The organism is Pseudosulfitobacter sp. DSM 107133 (assembly GCF_022788695.1).
GTDB lineage: Bacteria > Pseudomonadota > Alphaproteobacteria > Rhodobacterales > Rhodobacteraceae > Pseudosulfitobacter.
Window position 1 is genome coordinate 1,582,950 of the sequence record NZ_CP085154.1, and the last position, 15,048, is coordinate 1,597,997.

The 15,048-nt window shown below is 62.4% G+C and carries 15 protein-coding genes; 10 read left to right on the forward strand and 5 right to left on the reverse strand.

The genetic code is table 11. The features are described from left to right. The first annotated feature begins 1 nt into the window (after position 1). From DSM107133_RS07805 to cysE, 10 genes are all read left to right on the forward strand, one after another. On the forward strand, positions 2 to 415 hold the full coding sequence (locus DSM107133_RS07805) for a phage major tail protein, TP901-1 family (RefSeq protein WP_114293327.1): 414 nt from the start codon (positions 2 to 4) through the stop codon (positions 413 to 415). Positions 416 to 421: 6 nt separating this feature from the next. Continuing rightward, positions 422 to 739: a gene transfer agent family protein gene (locus tag DSM107133_RS07810; RefSeq protein ID WP_114293328.1), complete on the forward strand. Its 318-nt coding sequence runs from the start codon at positions 422 to 424 to the stop codon at positions 737 to 739. After that, the gene (locus DSM107133_RS07815; protein WP_114293329.1) at positions 736 to 939 is read left to right on the forward strand and encodes a rcc01693 family protein; all 204 of its coding nucleotides are present in this window, start codon (positions 736 to 738) and stop codon (positions 937 to 939) included. Before DSM107133_RS07810 ends, DSM107133_RS07815 begins: the two co-directional genes overlap by 4 nt. Further along, a complete protein-coding gene (locus DSM107133_RS07820; RefSeq protein WP_114293330.1) occupies positions 936 to 1,598 on the forward strand; it encodes a phage tail tape measure protein in 663 nt (220 codons plus the stop codon). The genes DSM107133_RS07815 and DSM107133_RS07820 overlap by 4 nt, the downstream gene beginning before the upstream one ends. A gap of 12 nt (positions 1,599 to 1,610) precedes the next feature. Next, positions 1,611 to 2,243: a DUF2460 domain-containing protein gene (locus DSM107133_RS07825; RefSeq protein ID WP_114293331.1), complete on the forward strand. Its 633-nt coding sequence runs from the start codon at positions 1,611 to 1,613 to the stop codon at positions 2,241 to 2,243. Next, entirely contained in the window at positions 2,243 to 3,130 is an 888-nt protein-coding gene (locus tag DSM107133_RS07830; protein WP_114293332.1) for a DUF2163 domain-containing protein, read from the forward strand. Before DSM107133_RS07825 ends, DSM107133_RS07830 begins: the two co-directional genes overlap by 1 nt. After that, on the forward strand, positions 3,127 to 3,567 hold the full coding sequence (locus DSM107133_RS07835) for an NlpC/P60 family protein (protein ID WP_114293333.1): 441 nt from the start codon (positions 3,127 to 3,129) through the stop codon (positions 3,565 to 3,567). The genes DSM107133_RS07830 and DSM107133_RS07835 overlap by 4 nt, the downstream gene beginning before the upstream one ends. Beyond that, positions 3,568 to 7,491 (forward strand): glycoside hydrolase/phage tail family protein, encoded by a 3,924-nt coding sequence (locus tag DSM107133_RS07840; protein ID WP_114293334.1) that lies wholly within the window; start codon positions 3,568 to 3,570, stop codon positions 7,489 to 7,491. Next, entirely contained in the window at positions 7,491 to 7,790 is a 300-nt protein-coding gene (locus tag DSM107133_RS07845) for a hypothetical protein (RefSeq protein ID WP_114293335.1), read from the forward strand. The genes DSM107133_RS07840 and DSM107133_RS07845 overlap by 1 nt, the downstream gene beginning before the upstream one ends. A 105-nt stretch (positions 7,791 to 7,895) precedes the next feature. Next, complete coding sequence (gene cysE / locus DSM107133_RS07850; protein WP_114293336.1) at positions 7,896 to 8,711, forward strand: serine O-acetyltransferase; 816 nt, start codon at positions 7,896 to 7,898, stop codon at positions 8,709 to 8,711. Positions 8,712 to 8,947: 236 nt separating this feature from the next. Here cysE and DSM107133_RS07855 read toward each other — a convergent pair whose 3' ends face one another. From DSM107133_RS07855 to DSM107133_RS07875, 5 genes are all read right to left on the reverse strand, one after another. Further along, positions 8,948 to 10,249, reverse strand: a complete 1,302-nt coding sequence (locus DSM107133_RS07855) for a pyruvate dehydrogenase complex dihydrolipoamide acetyltransferase (protein ID WP_114293337.1) — start codon at positions 10,247 to 10,249, stop codon at positions 8,948 to 8,950. A 12-nt stretch (positions 10,250 to 10,261) separates the two neighbouring features. Continuing rightward, complete coding sequence (locus tag DSM107133_RS07860; protein WP_114293338.1) at positions 10,262 to 11,635, reverse strand: pyruvate dehydrogenase complex E1 component subunit beta; 1,374 nt, start codon at positions 11,633 to 11,635, stop codon at positions 10,262 to 10,264. A 3-nt stretch (positions 11,636 to 11,638) separates the two neighbouring features. Continuing rightward, complete coding sequence (gene pdhA, locus DSM107133_RS07865; RefSeq protein WP_114293339.1) at positions 11,639 to 12,649, reverse strand: pyruvate dehydrogenase (acetyl-transferring) E1 component subunit alpha; 1,011 nt, start codon at positions 12,647 to 12,649, stop codon at positions 11,639 to 11,641. 667 nt (positions 12,650 to 13,316) lie between these two features. Next, positions 13,317 to 13,616 (reverse strand): septum formation initiator family protein, encoded by a 300-nt coding sequence (locus DSM107133_RS07870; protein ID WP_114293340.1) that lies wholly within the window; start codon positions 13,614 to 13,616, stop codon positions 13,317 to 13,319. Positions 13,617 to 13,810: 194 nt separating this feature from the next. After that, positions 13,811 to 15,001 carry a phosphoglycerate kinase gene (locus tag DSM107133_RS07875; protein ID WP_114293341.1) on the reverse strand — a complete coding sequence of 397 codons (1,191 nt, stop codon included), beginning with the start codon at positions 14,999 to 15,001 and terminating at the stop codon, positions 13,811 to 13,813. Positions 15,002 to 15,048: the final 47 nt, after the last annotated feature.

Below are 15,048 nucleotides of genomic sequence, written 5' to 3' on the forward strand. Positions count from 1 at the left end.
CATGGCTGCTCAGAACGGAAAAGACCTGTTGGTCAAAGTGGATATGACCTCGGACGGTCAGTTCGAGACGATTGCGGGTCTGCGGGCCACGCGTGTCAGTTTTAACGCCGAGACGGTGGATGTCACCAGTCTGGAAAGCCAGGGGGGCTGGCGTGAATTGCTGGCCGGGGCTGGCGTTCGGTCGTGCAGCATCAGCGGGTCGGGCGTGTTCAAGGACGAAGGCACAGACGAGCGTGCGCGCCAGTTGTTTTTTGACGGCGAGGTGCCGGATTTCCAGATTATCATTCCCGATTTCGGGGTGATCGAGGGGCCGTTTCAGGTCACCGCAATCGAATACGCAGGCAGCCACAATGGCGAGGCGACCTATGAGATGTCGATGGCCTCGGCGGGTTTGCTGACCTTCGTGGCGTTGTGATCTGAGATGGCCAATCCGTGGAGGGGAGACGTGGCGCTGACCATCAACGGTCAGCGGCATGTGATGCGCCTGACCCTGGGTGCGCTGGCGTCGCTTGAGGCGGCGCTGGAGGCCGGATCGCTGGTGGGGCTGGTTGAGCGGTTCGAAAGCGGTGCGTTCTCGACCCGTGATGTGCTGGTGCTGCTGGGCGCGGGGCTGGAAGGCGGTGGCTGTGATTTGTCGCCTGCGGCGTTGGCGCAGGCAGAGATTGACGGCGGGCCGATGGCCGCGGCGCGGGCCGCCGCCGAGTTGCTGGCGCGTGCCTTTGTGGTGCCAGAGGCATGAATCAGGCGATGGACTGGCAAGGCTTGATGCGGGCGGGAATGCACGGATTGGGGCTGGCCCCGGATGTGTTCTGGAGCCTGACCCCTGCCGAGTTGCGGATGATGCTGGGCGATACGGGCGGTGGCGGGCCGCTGTTGAATGACGGGCTGGCGGCGTTGATGGCGGCCTATCCCGACCGAACCGACGAGGGAACGATATGAGCGAATACGAAGACAGGATCGAAGAGCTGGATGCCAGTGCGGATGCGCTGTCGGACAGTTTGGGTCAGGCCTCGGTCATGGTGACGGGGTTTGACAGCGAGCTGCGCCGGATGCGCACGTCGTTGGCGGCCACGGGGCAGGATGTGCAGGTGCTGGAGCGCGGGCTGAGCCGGGGCCTGCGGCGTGCGTTTGACGGGGTGGTGTTCGACGGCATGAAGCTGTCTGACGCGCTGCAAACCGTTGCGCAGTCGATGATCAGCGCAACCTATAACGCTGCGATGAAGCCGGTGACGAACCATTTTGGCGGCTTGCTGGCGCAGGGGGTGAACGGGTTGGTGCAGGGCATTCTGCCCTTTGCCGACGGGGCGTCGTTCAGTCAGGGCCGTGTGATGCCCTTTGCCAGTGGCGGGATTGTCAGCAGTGCCACACCGTTCGGAATGCGCGGGGGCATGGGACTGATGGGCGAAGCAGGGCCCGAAGCCATCATGCCGCTGGCACGCGGGGCCGATGGCAAGCTGGGGGTGCGCAGTGGAGGGGCGGCTGCGCCGACCGTCATCATGAACATCACCACGCCGGATGTGCAGGGGTTCCAGCGCAGCCAGAACCAGATCGCGGCCAAGATGGGCCGTGCTTTGGGCCGTGGCAACCGCAACCGCTGAGGAGGGGTAGAGATGAATTTTCACGAGGTAAGATTTCCGGCATCGCTCAGCTTTGGCTCGCTTGGCGGGCCGGAGCGACGCACCGAGATTGTGACGCTGGCCAACGGGTATGAGGAACGCAACACCCCCTGGGCACATTCGCGCAGGCGCTATGATGCGGGGCTGGGGATGCGGTCGCTGGATGACATCGAAGCGCTGATTGCGTTCTTCGAGGCGCGGCGCGGGCAGATGTTCGGGTTTCGCTGGAAGGACTGGGCCGATTTCAAATCGTCCAGGGCCAGCGGCAAGGTTGCCTTTGACGATCAGGTGATTGCGGTGGGCGACGGGGAGACGCTGGCCTATCCGCTGGTGAAAACCTACCACTCGGGCGCGCACAGCTATGACCGGATCATCACCAAGCCGGTGGCCGGCACAGTGCGTGTGGGCGTCGCGCAGGACGAGTTGCAAGAAGGCGTCGATTATGAGGTTGATGTGACCTCGGGCATCGTCAGCTTTGCCCATGCGCCCGATCCTCAGATGCAGATCGTGGCCGGGTTTGAATTTGACGTGCCGGTGCGCTTTGCCACCGATCAGATCCAGACCAGCGTGGCCAGTTTTCAGGCGGGGCAGGTGCCCGACGTGCCGGTGGTTGAGGTGCGGGTCTGATGGCGGGGCAAAGTGCAGAGTTTCTGGCCCATGTGGCCACGGGTACGACGACGTTGTGTCGGGCGTGGTCGATAACGCGCAGCGACGGGGTCAGCTACGGGTTCACCGATCATGATGTGGCGCTGGCGTTTGACGGGTTGCAGTTCAAGGCCGACACCGGTCTGAGTGCCTCGGCTTTGGCGCAAAGCACGGGGTTGTCGGTGGACAACACCGAGGCACTGGGCGCGCTGAGCGATGCCGCCGTGACCGAGGCCGACATCGAAGCGGGACGTTTCGACGGGGCCGAGGTGCGGGCGTGGCTGGTGAATTGGCAGGACGTGAATCAACGATGGATGCAGTTTCGCGGCAGCATTGGCGAGTTGCGCCGCGCAGGCGGGGCGTTTCAGGCCGAGTTGCGGGGGCTGACCGAAGCGTTGAACCGCCCGTTGGGGCGCAGCTATCAAAAGCCGTGCACGGCGGTGTTGGGCGATGGTCAATGCCGCTTTGACACCGCGACGCCGGGGTATTTCGTGGACGTCACGCTGGAAGTCGGCAGCGACGGGCTGAACTTTGAATGGGACGATGCCGGTGCGTTCGAGCCTGAGTGGTTCCGCCGCGGGAGGTTGCAGGTTTTGGGCGGTGCGGCAAACGGCCTGTGGGGGGTGATCAAGCATGATGTGCTTGAGGGTGGTCAGCGGCGGATTGAACTGTGGCAAAAGCTTCGGGTTCCGCTGGTGGCTGGCGACAGCATCAGGGTGATTGCGGGCTGCGACAAACGCACCGAGACCTGTCGGCTCAAGTTCAACAACCTGCTGAACTTTCAGGGGTTTCCCGACATTCCCGGCGAGGACTGGGTGGTGTCGGTGCCGCGTTCCGGTGGGGCGAACAGCGGCGGCAGCCTGCGATGAGTGGCGCGCGGTTTGTCACGGTGGCGCGGGGCTGGATTGGCACGCCCTATGTACATCAGGCCTCTTGCCGGGGGGCGGGGGCCGATTGTCTGGGGTTGGTGCGGGGCATCTGGCGCGAGGTTCTGGGGGCTGAGCCCGAGGTGCCGCCCGCCTATTCGATGGACTGGTCAGAGCCGCAGCGCGACGAGCGGCTGTGGGCGGCAGCCCTGCGGCATTTGCAGCCCAAGGCGCTGGAGGACGCAGGCCCGGGCGACATTCTGTTGTTTCGGATGCGCGACGGGGCTGTGGCCAAACATCTGGGGCTGGCGGCGGAGGTCGGTGGGCAGCCCAGTTTCATACATGCCTATTCCGGTCACGGAGTGGTGGAAAGCCCGCTGAGCACACCTTGGCGGCGGCGTCTTGTGGCGCGGTTTCAATTTCCCGAGGAGGGGTGCTGAATGGCGACGATAGTTCTTTCTGCGGCAGGTGCTGCAATTGGTGGCTCGGTTGGCGGTACGCTGGCGGGGCTGTCTTCGGTTGCCATCGGGCGCGCCGTTGGTGCGACGCTGGGCAAGGTGATTGACCAGCGGCTGATGGGCCAGGGTTCGGATGTGGTCGAGACCGGGCGGGTGGACCGTTTTCGTCTGACCAGCGCGGGCGAAGGCGACCCGGTGGCACAGGTTTACGGGCGGATGCGCGTGGGCGGTCAGGTGATCTGGGCGTCGGATTTCAGCGAGGTCGTGACGCAGTCGGGCGGCGGCAAGGGGGCGCCCAGCCAGCCTGCAACGCGCGAATACAGCTATTCGGTGTCGCTGGCGATTGCCCTGTGCGCAGGGGAAATCCTGCGTGTCGGGCGCATCTGGGCGGATGGCGAGGAACTGGCGGTGGATGATCTGAACATGCGGGTCTATACCGGCACGCCCGATCAGTTGCCCGACCCGACGATGGAAGCCATCGAGGGCGCGGGCATGGTGCCGGCCTATCGCGGCACCGCATATGTGGTGATGGACACTCTGGCGCTGCAACCCTTTGGCAATCGGGTGCCGCAGTTTTCCTTTGAGGTGATCCGTGCGGAACAGCCCGAAGAGCCGGGCTATGCCGACGAGATGGCGCAGGCGGTGCAGGGCGTGGCGTTGATCCCCGGCACCGGAGAATATGCGCTGGCGACGACGCCGGTGTATTACGGCGATGGCAAGGGCGGGCGCTGGAGCGCCAATGTGAACACCCCTGCGGGCAAGCCGGACTTTGCCCAGTCGCTGGAAGTGCTGGACGGTGAATTGCACAATTGCGGGGCAGCGTCGCTGGTGGTGTCGTGGTTTGGCGATGATCTGCGCTGTGATCATTGCACCATCCGCCCCAAGGTCGAGCGCAAGGATGCAGAGGGGCAGAACATGCCGTGGGTCGTGTCAGAACTGACGCGGGCTGAGGCAGTTGAGATTGCGCAGGTCAGCGACCGTCCGGTCTATGGCGGCACACCTGCCGATGCCTCGGTGGTCGAAGCGATCCGGGCGTTGGATGATGCGGGCAAGGCGGTGATGTTCTATCCCTTTGTGCTGATGGATCAGCTGGCGGGCAATGCGCTGCCCGATCCCTATTCAGACGCGGAAACCCAACCTGCGCTGCCGTGGCGGGGGAGGATCACCACGTCAAAGGCGGCGGGTCAAGCCGGATCGCCTGATGGCACCGTTGTGGCCGAGGATGAAGTTGCCGGTTTTGTCGGGACGGTAACGGCGGCGGATTTCACTGTGGGGGATGGTACGGTTGCCTATTCCGGCCCTGCGGAATGGAGCCTGTCGCGGTTTATCCTGCATTATGCGGCGCTGTGTGCCGCCGCAGGTGGTGTAGATGCGTTTTGTGTCGGCTCTGAGCTGCGCGGACTGAGCCAGATCCGCGGGGCGGGCAACAGCTTTCCTTTTGTGCAGGCGTTGCGCGCGCTGGCAGGTGAAGTGCGTATTCTGGTGGGGGCCGAGACCAAGATCGGCTATGCGGCGGATTGGTCTGAATACTTTGGTTTTCAGCCGCAAGACGGCTCAGGCGATGTGTTTTTCCACCTTGATCCGTTGTGGGCGGATGATGAGATCGACTTTGTCGGTATCGACAACTACATGCCCCTGTCGGACTGGCGCGACGGGACGGATCATCTGGATGCGGATCAGGGGGAGATCTACAATCTGGATTACCTGCGGGCCAATATCGAGGGCGGTGAGGGCTATGACTGGTATTACCATTCAGGCGACGCGCGCAACGCCCAGATCCGCACGCCGATCACCGATGGGGCACATGATGAGCCGTGGGTCTATCGTTACAAGGATTTGCGCAGCTGGTGGCTGAACACGCACCACGAGCGGGTGGGGGGCGTTCGCAATGAGCTGCCGACCGACTGGGAGCCGCAGTCCAAGCCGATCTGGTTCACCGAACTGGGATGTGCGGCGGTCGATAAGGGCACCAACCAGCCCAACAAATTTCTGGACGCGAAATCCTCGGAAAGCGAATTGCCGCGTTATTCGGACGGTCGGCGCGATGATCTGATCCAGAAGCAGTATTTGCGGGCGATGTATTCCTATTGGGGGGAGAGTGACCGCAACCCTGTCTCGGTTGAATATGACGGGCCGATGCTGGACCTGTCCCACAGCTTTGTATGGGCATGGGACACGCGGCCCTATCCGTTCTTTCCCAACAACACGACCCAGTGGAGCGACGGGGACAATTACACCCGGGGCCACTGGATCAACGGGCGCACGGGGTCACGCACGCTGGCGTCGGTTGTGGGCGAGATCTGCGAGAAGGCGGGATTGCAGGCCTATGATACCTCGCAGCTGCACGGTTATGTGCGCGGCTATGTGGTGGGCGATGTTGGGGATGCGCGGGCGGCGTTGCAGCCTCTGATGCTGCGATACGGGTTTGACGCGATCGAGCGGGACGGGGTTTTGTCGTTTCGGGCGCGAGATGGGCAGGATGCGGTGGATGTGCCGGCGTCAGCGTTTGCGGTCAGCAGCGAGATGGAAGGCACGTTGGAACATATCCGCGAGGCCGAAGCCGAGATGGCGGGGCGCGTGCGGCTGCGGTTTGTGCAGGCTGATGGCGATTTCGAAACCATCGCGGAGGAGGCAGTGCTGCCTGACGAGGCGACCCATGCGGTTGCCAGCTCGGATGTGGCGCTGGCGATGACGCGCGCCGAAGGGCGGCAGGTGGCTGAACGCTGGCTGATCGAGGCGCGGGTGGCGCGTGATGCGGTGCGGGTGGCATTGCCGCCGTCGCTGATGGGCATCGGTGCGGGCGATGTGATTGCCCTGGCAGGTGCCGGGAATGCAACGGGGCGTTTCCGCGTGGATCGGGTCGAGCAGGGGGCTTCGCAGATGCTCGAAGCGGTGCGGATCGAACCGGGGGTGTATGAACCGTCGGATCTGGAGGATGTGCTGGCATCGGTGCGTGCGTTTGTGCCGCCTGTGCCTGTGACCCCGTTGTTTCTGGATCTGCCGCTGATGAGCGGGGACGAGGTGCCCCATGCGCCGCATCTGGCGATCACGGCAACCCCGTGGCCCGGCTCGGTGGCGGTCTACAGCACGCCGACCGACGAGGACTATGGGCTGAACAGCATCATTGCGCGGGAATCGGTGGTTGGCGTGACGCAATCCCCGCTGGTACGTCACAGCCCTGCGGTCTGGGACAATGGCGATGCGCTGGAGGTGCGTCTGCTGCACGGGGCGTTGTCGGGGGCTTCTCCCGAGGCTGTACTGAACGGGCGCAATCTGTGCGCGATTGGCGATGGCAGCGGCGACAATTGGGAACTGTTCCAGTTTCAGGAGGCCGAATTGATCGGGGCAGCCACCTATCTGTTGCGCCGACGGCTGCGCGGGCAGTTGGGCAGTGATGCGCTGATGCCCGATGCCTGGCCCGTAGGGTCTTGGGTGGTGCTGCTGGATGGCACACCCGGCCAGATCGAACTGGCGGCGCGCCTGCGGCGGGTGGCACAGCACTACCGCATTGGTCCGGCACGGCGCAGTCTGGATGACCCAAGTTATGTCGAACAGGTGCAGGCTTTTGACGGGAATGGCCTGCGGCCCTATGCACCGGCGCATTTGCGCGCAGATATGCAAGGCAGCGGCGATGTGGCGCTCAGCTGGGTGCGGCGGACGCGGATTGACGGGGACGGCTGGGACACGCCCGACGTGCCGCTGGGTGAGGATATCGAAAGCTATCGCATTCGCGTGCTGAAGGACGGCGCGGTGCTGCGCGAAGAGATGGCTGGCACACCGCAGTGGACCTATGGCGCGGCCGCGCAGGCCGCAGACGGGGCGCTGGGCGCGGTTAACGTTGAAGTGGCGCAGATGTCGGCGCGCTACGGGGCCGGTCTGGCGGGGCGACTCGCGGTCACGCTGTGATGCGACCCGTGCTGCATACCGATATGCGCGATGCGGCGCGGGCGTTGTTGGCACAACCTCCGCCGCAGCGGCCCGACCTGTGCGCCCGGATGATAAACGAGGCCGTCTGGGCCGACCGCCATGTGCGCCAAACAGGTCAGGCGCATCCGTTGTGGGGCAACGGCACTTTGTCTGATGCGGCGCGAAAACGGGTTCTGGCCGCAGAGCCAACGCTGGATGATGCGCGTTATTGTGACTGCATCGTCCTTGTTTTGTTGGCCTTGCGCGACCGTGCTGGGCAGACAGTGAGAGGGTTTTAGACCTGAAAATCAACACATTTCTATTTGGAATGAGGGCAATCACAGGTTTGCGTTTGGTCATTTTATCTCTATTGCGCTATCAACAAGCGTGAAAGGACAGGTGTCATGGCTGAATTGCGAACGAACGTCTCTGCGATGGATCCCGTGTGGGATCAAATCATGGACGAAGCCCGCACTGCGGTGTTGGACGAGCCTCTGGTTGGGGGATTTGTCCACGCCTGTATCCTGCACCACAAATCTATCGACAAGGCGCTGAGCTATCGCATTGCCGCGAAACTGGCCTCGAACGAGATGTCCATGGTCGTGGTGCGCGAGATCGTGGACGAGGCCTATGCCGCGGAACCCGATCTGATCGAGGCCGCACGCGCCGATCTGGTGGCGGTCTATGAACGTGATCCGGCCTGCCACCGGCTGTTGCAGCCGATCCTGTATTTCAAGGGATACCAGGCGGTACAGGCCTATCGTGTCGGGCATTTCCTGTGGCAGCAGGGGCACCGCGATCTGGCCTATTTCTTCCAGATGCGGGTGAGCGAGATTTTCGGCGTGGACATCCACCCCGCTGCGCGCATCGGTAAGGGGATCATGATCGACCACGCCCATTCCATCGTGATTGGTGAAACCGCCGTGGTGGGCGACAACGTGTCGATGCTGCATTCGGTGACGCTGGGCGGGACCGGCAAGGAAGAACAGGACCGTCACCCCAAGATTGGCGACGGCGTGTTGATCGGGGCCGGGGCCAAGGTGCTGGGCAACATCAAGATCGGGCATTGCAGCCGCATCGCGGCAGGATCGGTGGTTCTGGAAGAGGTGCCGCCTTGCAAGACCGTGGCAGGCATTCCGGCGCGGATCGTGGGCGAGGCGGGCTGTGACCAGCCTGCGATTTCGATGAACCATATGCTGGGCAAGAACGAAGAAGGCTGAGTCTTCGTTGAGCCGACCAAACGGGAAAAGCCGGGGCAGATGCCCCGGCTTTTGTTGTTTTGACCTATGGGCTTCTGGGGGCTCTGCCCCCGCCCTTGCGGGCGTCCCCGGGATATTTAGGGCCAAAAGAAGCGAAAGGCACCTTTCGGAAAACATGATGTGGATCATCACCTAACGCGTTGAAATATTTGATTTCAGACAGCGTCAGGTGATGCGGGTTTTTCTCGAGAAGTGCTTTAGGCCAGCATCGACATCGGGTTTTCGAGGTTGTCCTTGATCGCGTTCAGCAGTTCCGCCCCCAAGGCGCCGTCGATCACCCGGTGGTCGACGGACAGGGTGACAGACATCACCGTGGCCACGGCCAGTTCACCGTCTTTGCCGACAACCGGTTTCTTGACGCCGGCGCCAACGGCCAGAATTGCGCCGTGGGGTGGGTTGATGACCGCATCAAAGTTGTCGATGCCGAACATGCCCAGGTTCGAGATCGCAAAGCTGCCGCCCTGGTATTCGTGGGGAGCGAGTTTGCGGTCGCGGGCGCGGCCTGCCAGATCCTTCATCTGCGCCGACAGGGCAGACAGCGATTTCTGGTGGGCGTCTTGCAGGACGGGGGTAAACAGCCCGCCCTCGATCGCCACGGCCACGGCCACGTCGGAGGGGGTCAGTTTCAGGATGCGGTCACCGGCCCAGACTGCGTTGGCATCGGGCACCTGTTGCAGGGCGATGGCGCAGGCCTTGATGATGAAGTCGTTGACCGACAGTTTCACACCACGCCCTTCAAGCTGTTTGTTCAGCGTGGCGCGGAAGGCCATCAGTGCATCCAGCTGGATGTCGCGGCGCAGGTAGAAGTGCGGCACGGTCTGCTTGGCTTCGGTCAGGCGTGCGGCGATGGTCTTGCGCATACCGTCGAGTTTGACTTCCTCGTAGTCGCGGCCTTCGTACATCTTGGCCACGGCACTTGCGGACGGGCCCGTGGCGACGGCGGCCTTCGGTGCCTCGGCGGCGGGTGTGGCGGCTGTGGTCTTGGGGGTGTCAGAAGCAGAGAGCCCTTCGACGTCGGCCTTGACGATGCGCCCGTGCGGGCCTGATCCGGTGACGGCGGACAGGTCCACGCCCTTGTCTGCCGCGATGCGGCGGGCGAGGGGGGAGGCGAAGACGCGTTTGCCGTCGCCGCCCGTGGGGGCGGGCGGGGCGGCGGCAACTTCGGGTGTGGCGGCTGGCGCTGCCTTTGGCGCGTCCTCTTTTGGCGCGTCGGCCTTGGGGGTGGCCGGGGCCGATCCGATGTCGTCAGCGCTTTCGCCGTCTTCCATCAGCACGGCGATCACGGTGTTGACCTTGACCCCTTCGCTGCCTTCCGCGACCATGATCTTGCCGATCACGCCTTCGTCCACGGCCTCGAATTCCATCGTGGCCTTGTCGGTTTCAATTTCCGCCATCACGTCACCGGATTTGACGGTGTCGCCTTCTTTCACCAGCCATTTGGCCAATGTGCCCTCTTCCATCGTGGGCGAAAGCGCGGGCATCAGAATTTCAATAGGCATATCGCGCGCTCCTTATTTGTATGTCACGGTTTTGACCGCTTCGATAACCTCGGCGGTGGTGACCAGTGCGTGTTTTTCCAGATTGGCCGCATAGGGCATTGGCACATCCTTGCCCGTACAGTTGATGACCGGCGCGTCAAGATAATCAAACGCCTCCTGCATCAGAACCGAGCTGATGTAGCTGCCGACCGACCCCTGTGGCCAGCCTTCTTCGACGGTCACACAGCGGTTGGTTTTCTGCACCGACTTGATGATGCTGGCCGTGTCCATCGGGCGCAGGGTGCGCAGGTCGATGACCTCGGCGCTGATGCCATCCTCGGCCAGTTTTTCCGCCGCTTCCAGAGCATAGGTCATGCCGATGCCAAAGCTGACGATGGTGACATCGCTGCCTTCCCGCCAGATGCGGGCCTTGCCGAATGGCACGGTGTAATCGTCCACGTCCGGCACATCGAAGGTGCGGCCATAGAGGATTTCGTTTTCAAGGAAGATCACCGGGTTCGGGTCGCGGATGGCGGTTTTCATCAGACCTTTGTAGTCCGAGGCCGAATAGGGCATTGCCACTTTCAGGCCGGGCACCTGCATGAACCACGCTGCATAGTCCTGCGAGTGCTGGGCGCCGACGCGGGCCGCCGCACCGTTGGGGCCACGGAAGACCATGGGCGCACCCATCTGGCCGCCGGACATGTACAGCGTTTTGGCGGCCGAGTTGATGATCTGGTCCATTGCCTGCATGGCAAAGTTGAAGGTCATGAATTCGACGATGGGACGCAATCCACCAAAGGCCGAACCCGTGGCGATCCCGGCAAAGCCGTGTTCGGTGATCGGCGTGTCGATGACCCGCTTGGCGCCGAATTCGTCCAGCAGCCCCTGGGAAATCTTGTAGGCGCCCTGGTATTCAGCCACCTCTTCGCCCATCAGATAGACGTTTTCGTCGCGGCGCATTTCCTCGGCCATGGCGTCGCGCAGAGCCTCGCGCACGGTCTGCTGTTTCAGCTCGGTGCCTTCGGCCCAGTCGGGCGTGGAGTCGACCGACGGCGCTTCGGGGGCAGGGTGGTCCTTGCTGCTGTCGGCTTTGGCCTCTTCCCGGGCTGGGGCTTCGGCGGGTTCAGCGGGCTTTGACGCCTGCACGTCGCCGACCTCTTCGCCTTCCTCGACCAGAATGGCGATGGCGGTGTTCACCTTCACGCCTTCGGTTCCTTCTTCGACCAGGATCTTGCCGATCACGCCTTCGTCGACGGCTTCGAACTCCATCGTTGCCTTGTCGGTTTCGATCTCGGCCATGATGTCACCGGATTTGACGGTGTCACCTTCCTTGACCAGCCATTTGGCCAGCGTGCCTTCTTCCATTGTGGGGCTCAGGGCGGGCATCAGAATTTCAGTTGCCATGGATCAAGCCTCCTGCGGGACTTCGGTTGCGTAAATATCGGTCCACAGCTCTTCGAGCGCGGGTTCGGGGCTGGTCTTGGCGAATTCGGCGCTGTCGTTGACCACGTCCTTGATCTTCTTGTCGATGGCTTTCAGGTCCTCTTCGGTGGCATGTTTGCCTTGCAGCAGCATGGTGCGCACGGCTTCGATCGGGTCGCGTTCGTCGCGCATTTTCTGCACTTCCTCTCGGGTCCGGTACTTGGCCGGGTCCGACATCGAGTGGCCGCGATAGCGGTAGGTTTTGATTTCCAGAATATAGGGGCCTTTGCCCGAACGGCAGTGAGCCACGGCGGTTTCGCCTGCGGCTTTCACCGCCAGCACGTCCATGCCGTCGACCGCCTCGCCGGGAATGCCGAACGCTTTGCCGCGCTCCCAGATCTCGGCGCTGGAGGTCGAGCGTTGTTGCGAGGTACCCATGGCGTACTGGTTGTTTTCAATGACAAAAATGCAGGGAAGGCCCCACAGAGCTGCCATGTTGAAAGTCTCGTAGACCTGACCCTGGTTGGCCGCACCATCGCCGAAATAGGTAAAGGTGACACGTTTGTTGTCCAGATATTTGTCGGCAAAGGCCAGACCGGCGCCCAGCGGCACCTGCGCGGCAACGATGCCGTGGCCGCCGTAGAAATGCTTCTCTTTCGAGAACATGTGCATCGAGCCGCCCTTGCCCTTGGAATAGCCACCCTCGCGGCCCGTCAGCTCGGCCATCACGCCGTTGGGATCCATGCCGCAGGCCAGCATGTGGCCGTGGTCACGGTAGGAGGTTACGCGCTTGTCGCCCTCTTCGGCTGCGGCCTCAAGGCCCACAACAACGGCTTCCTGTCCGATATACAGGTGACAAAAGCCACCGATCAGCCCCATGCCGTACAACTGGCCCGCCTTTTCCTCAAATCGGCGGATAAGCAGCATGTCGTGATAATAGGCCTTAAGCTCGTCAGCCGAAACATTCGGCTTCTTTGTGGTCTTTCTGGCGGCCATGCGCGACCCTCCCTGACATTAATAGTTTAGCGTTAAACTATCTTTTATCGGATTCGGTGGCGTCATGCGAGAGGTTATATAAGCAAATGACAATCCGTCACGGTATGGTGGTGGAATGCCTTGTTTTCTGGCAGTAGCGACAGGTTGGCGGTGTTGTTTCGAGGGATGTGGGGGGCGGTTTTCCGGTTCGGGCGCAGGTTGGAACAATCATGCACAGATAGCGTGCCCCGTTGACGGTCGCGATTCAGGTCAGGTTGGAGTCGGAAGAGCCGGACGGCCGGCGTAGGGCCCAAATGCAGCGGCCTGCCCCCGCTGGGCGGGGGCAGGGCTTTCACTCGGGGACTGTTGTGGCTTGGTCCGAACGGGATAGATCCGGCCGCGCCAAACAGCGAACGCAGGAGAGGGTCTACATGTTAAGGTCTGCGTTCGATTGAGTGATCTTGTGGTCCCCCGCGCCGGGCGATAACGGCAGATGCCGCGCATTTCGCTGCGTGTGGGGGGACCGTTCGTATGTTTGAAAGCAGACGTTCCGGTCGCCTGAACCGGCGCCAAAAATGACTGAAGTTGTGTGTGTGGTCGATGTCATACTCATACGCCGCATTCAAACTGCTACTATGCTTAAAGTTGTACAGTGAAATGCGGCGATATCTGGGCGAAATTGTTGCTATTAGCGAACAACTATCTCGTCAGACCTGACCATACCCAGAATTTTGCGGGCCTGCTCGTCCAGAAGATCGAGATCAAGAAAGTCATCAGAAAGGCGGTGCGTGAGGTTTTCCATGCGGGCCACATCGGCTCTAACATCTTTAAGTTGCAAGGATAATACGCGCGCCTCGGCGTCGATCTGGGCCCGCTGGAACAGCCCGAAATCACCCTGCACGGCGGCAAAGGTGAAATAGACGCACAGGGCAAAAGCCACTGCGAAAAAGATGAACGTTCCAAATGCCGGTCGGGCGATGCGGGTCATGGGTGCTGCTTTCAAGGTCCGCCTCTTGGTCGGGCGATGATCCTGTTATGCCACAGTTGATTCGCTATGGGAATCCCCCGATTCGCCAAGCGCTTTCACAATCGGATAACTGTCGCGTGTTGTGGCAATCATGTGCCGCTGCGCCCCGGCGAGCAGGACAGGGCGCAGGCGGCGATTGACCGAAGGCCTCTGTCTCAGGACAGCGCGGCAACTCCGGGCAATTCCTTGCCTTCCATCCATTCAAGGAAGGCCCCGCCGGCAGTGGAGATATAGGTGAAATCATCCGCGGCCCCGGCCTGGTTCAGTGCGGCAACGGTGTCACCGCCGCCTGCAACGGTGACCAGCGCACCCTCGCGGGTCAGTCTGGCGGCGGCCTGGGCTGCGCTCACGGTGGCAGTGTCGAAAGGCGCGATTTCAAAGGCTCCGAGTGGCCCGTTCCAGATCAGTGTCTTCAGGCTCTCGAATGCTGCGACAATCTCGGTCACGGCGGCGTCACCTGCGTCCAGAACCATCTGGTCGGCGTCCAGAACCGTGTCAGCGTTCAGCGGGACCAGATCAAAGTCTGCCCCGGCCGCAAATTGGCGCGCAACGCGACCGTCTGCGGGCAGGATCACACGGCAGCCGCGTGTCTGGGCTTCGTCCAGAATCGCGCGGGCGGTGTCCAGCAGGTCATCTTCGCGCAAGGATGCCCCCATATCGGCCCCCATCGCGGCCAGAAACGTGTTCGCCATGCCGCCGCCAATCACCAGAACATCCAGCTTTTGCACAAGGTTTTGAAGCAGGTCGATCTTGGTCGACACCTTGGCGCCCCCGACAACGGCCCCGACGGGGCGTTCCGGCGCACTCAGCGCGGCTTCCAGCGCTTGCAGTTCGGCCTGCATCAGACGCCCCGCACAGGCGGGCAGCAGGCGCGCCAGTGCTTCGGTGCTGGCGTGGGCGCGGTGGGCGGCGGAAAAGGCGTCGTTGCAATAGATGTCGCCCAAAGCGGCCAGACGCGCGGCAAAGTCGGGATCGTTCTTTTCCTCGCCGGGATAAAAGCGGATGTTTTCCAGCAGCAGCACATCTGCACCGTCGATTTCGTCGGTGCCGGCCTCTGCCGCCTCAAGTGTTTCGATCAGACGCACTTTGCGCCCCAGCGCCGCAGTCAGGGCAGGGACAACGACCCGCAGGCTCAGGTCCAGCGCCACCTTGCCCTTGGGGCGGCCAAAGTGAGCGATCAGCACCGGAGTGCCACCCTGATCCAGAATATATTGCACCGTGGGCACGATCCGTTCGATCCGGGTGGCATCGGTCACATGGCCGTTTTCCACCGGCACGTTGATATCCACACGGCACAGCACGCGTTTGCCGTTCAGGTCCATGTCGTCGAGTGTTTTCCAGGCCATCGTCTTCAATTCCTTGATCCAATCCGTTGGGCGGTGTTTCGCGGCAT

Coding starts and splice junctions, on each gene's coding strand:
- pdhA (WP_114293339.1), bottom strand. CDS start 12,649: ATGGCCGCCAGAAAGACCACAAAGAAGCCGAATGTTTCGGCTGACGAG.
- DSM107133_RS07845 (WP_114293335.1), top strand. CDS start 7,491: ATGCGACCCGTGCTGCATACCGATATGCGCGATGCGGCGCGGGCGTTG.
- cysE (WP_114293336.1), top strand. CDS start 7,896: ATGGCTGAATTGCGAACGAACGTCTCTGCGATGGATCCCGTGTGGGAT.
- DSM107133_RS07810 (WP_114293328.1), top strand. CDS start 422: ATGGCCAATCCGTGGAGGGGAGACGTGGCGCTGACCATCAACGGTCAG.
- DSM107133_RS07815 (WP_114293329.1), top strand. CDS start 736: ATGAATCAGGCGATGGACTGGCAAGGCTTGATGCGGGCGGGAATGCAC.
- DSM107133_RS07830 (WP_114293332.1), top strand. CDS start 2,243: ATGGCGGGGCAAAGTGCAGAGTTTCTGGCCCATGTGGCCACGGGTACG.
- DSM107133_RS07860 (WP_114293338.1), bottom strand. CDS start 11,635: ATGGCAACTGAAATTCTGATGCCCGCCCTGAGCCCCACAATGGAAGAA.
- DSM107133_RS07840 (WP_114293334.1), top strand. CDS start 3,568: ATGGCGACGATAGTTCTTTCTGCGGCAGGTGCTGCAATTGGTGGCTCG.
- DSM107133_RS07825 (WP_114293331.1), top strand. CDS start 1,611: ATGAATTTTCACGAGGTAAGATTTCCGGCATCGCTCAGCTTTGGCTCG.
- DSM107133_RS07870 (WP_114293340.1), bottom strand. CDS start 13,616: ATGACCCGCATCGCCCGACCGGCATTTGGAACGTTCATCTTTTTCGCA.
- DSM107133_RS07855 (WP_114293337.1), bottom strand. CDS start 10,249: ATGCCTATTGAAATTCTGATGCCCGCGCTTTCGCCCACGATGGAAGAG.
- DSM107133_RS07820 (WP_114293330.1), top strand. CDS start 936: ATGAGCGAATACGAAGACAGGATCGAAGAGCTGGATGCCAGTGCGGAT.
- DSM107133_RS07835 (WP_114293333.1), top strand. CDS start 3,127: ATGAGTGGCGCGCGGTTTGTCACGGTGGCGCGGGGCTGGATTGGCACG.
- DSM107133_RS07875 (WP_114293341.1), bottom strand. CDS start 15,001: ATGGCCTGGAAAACACTCGACGACATGGACCTGAACGGCAAACGCGTG.
- DSM107133_RS07805 (WP_114293327.1), top strand. CDS start 2: ATGGCTGCTCAGAACGGAAAAGACCTGTTGGTCAAAGTGGATATGACC.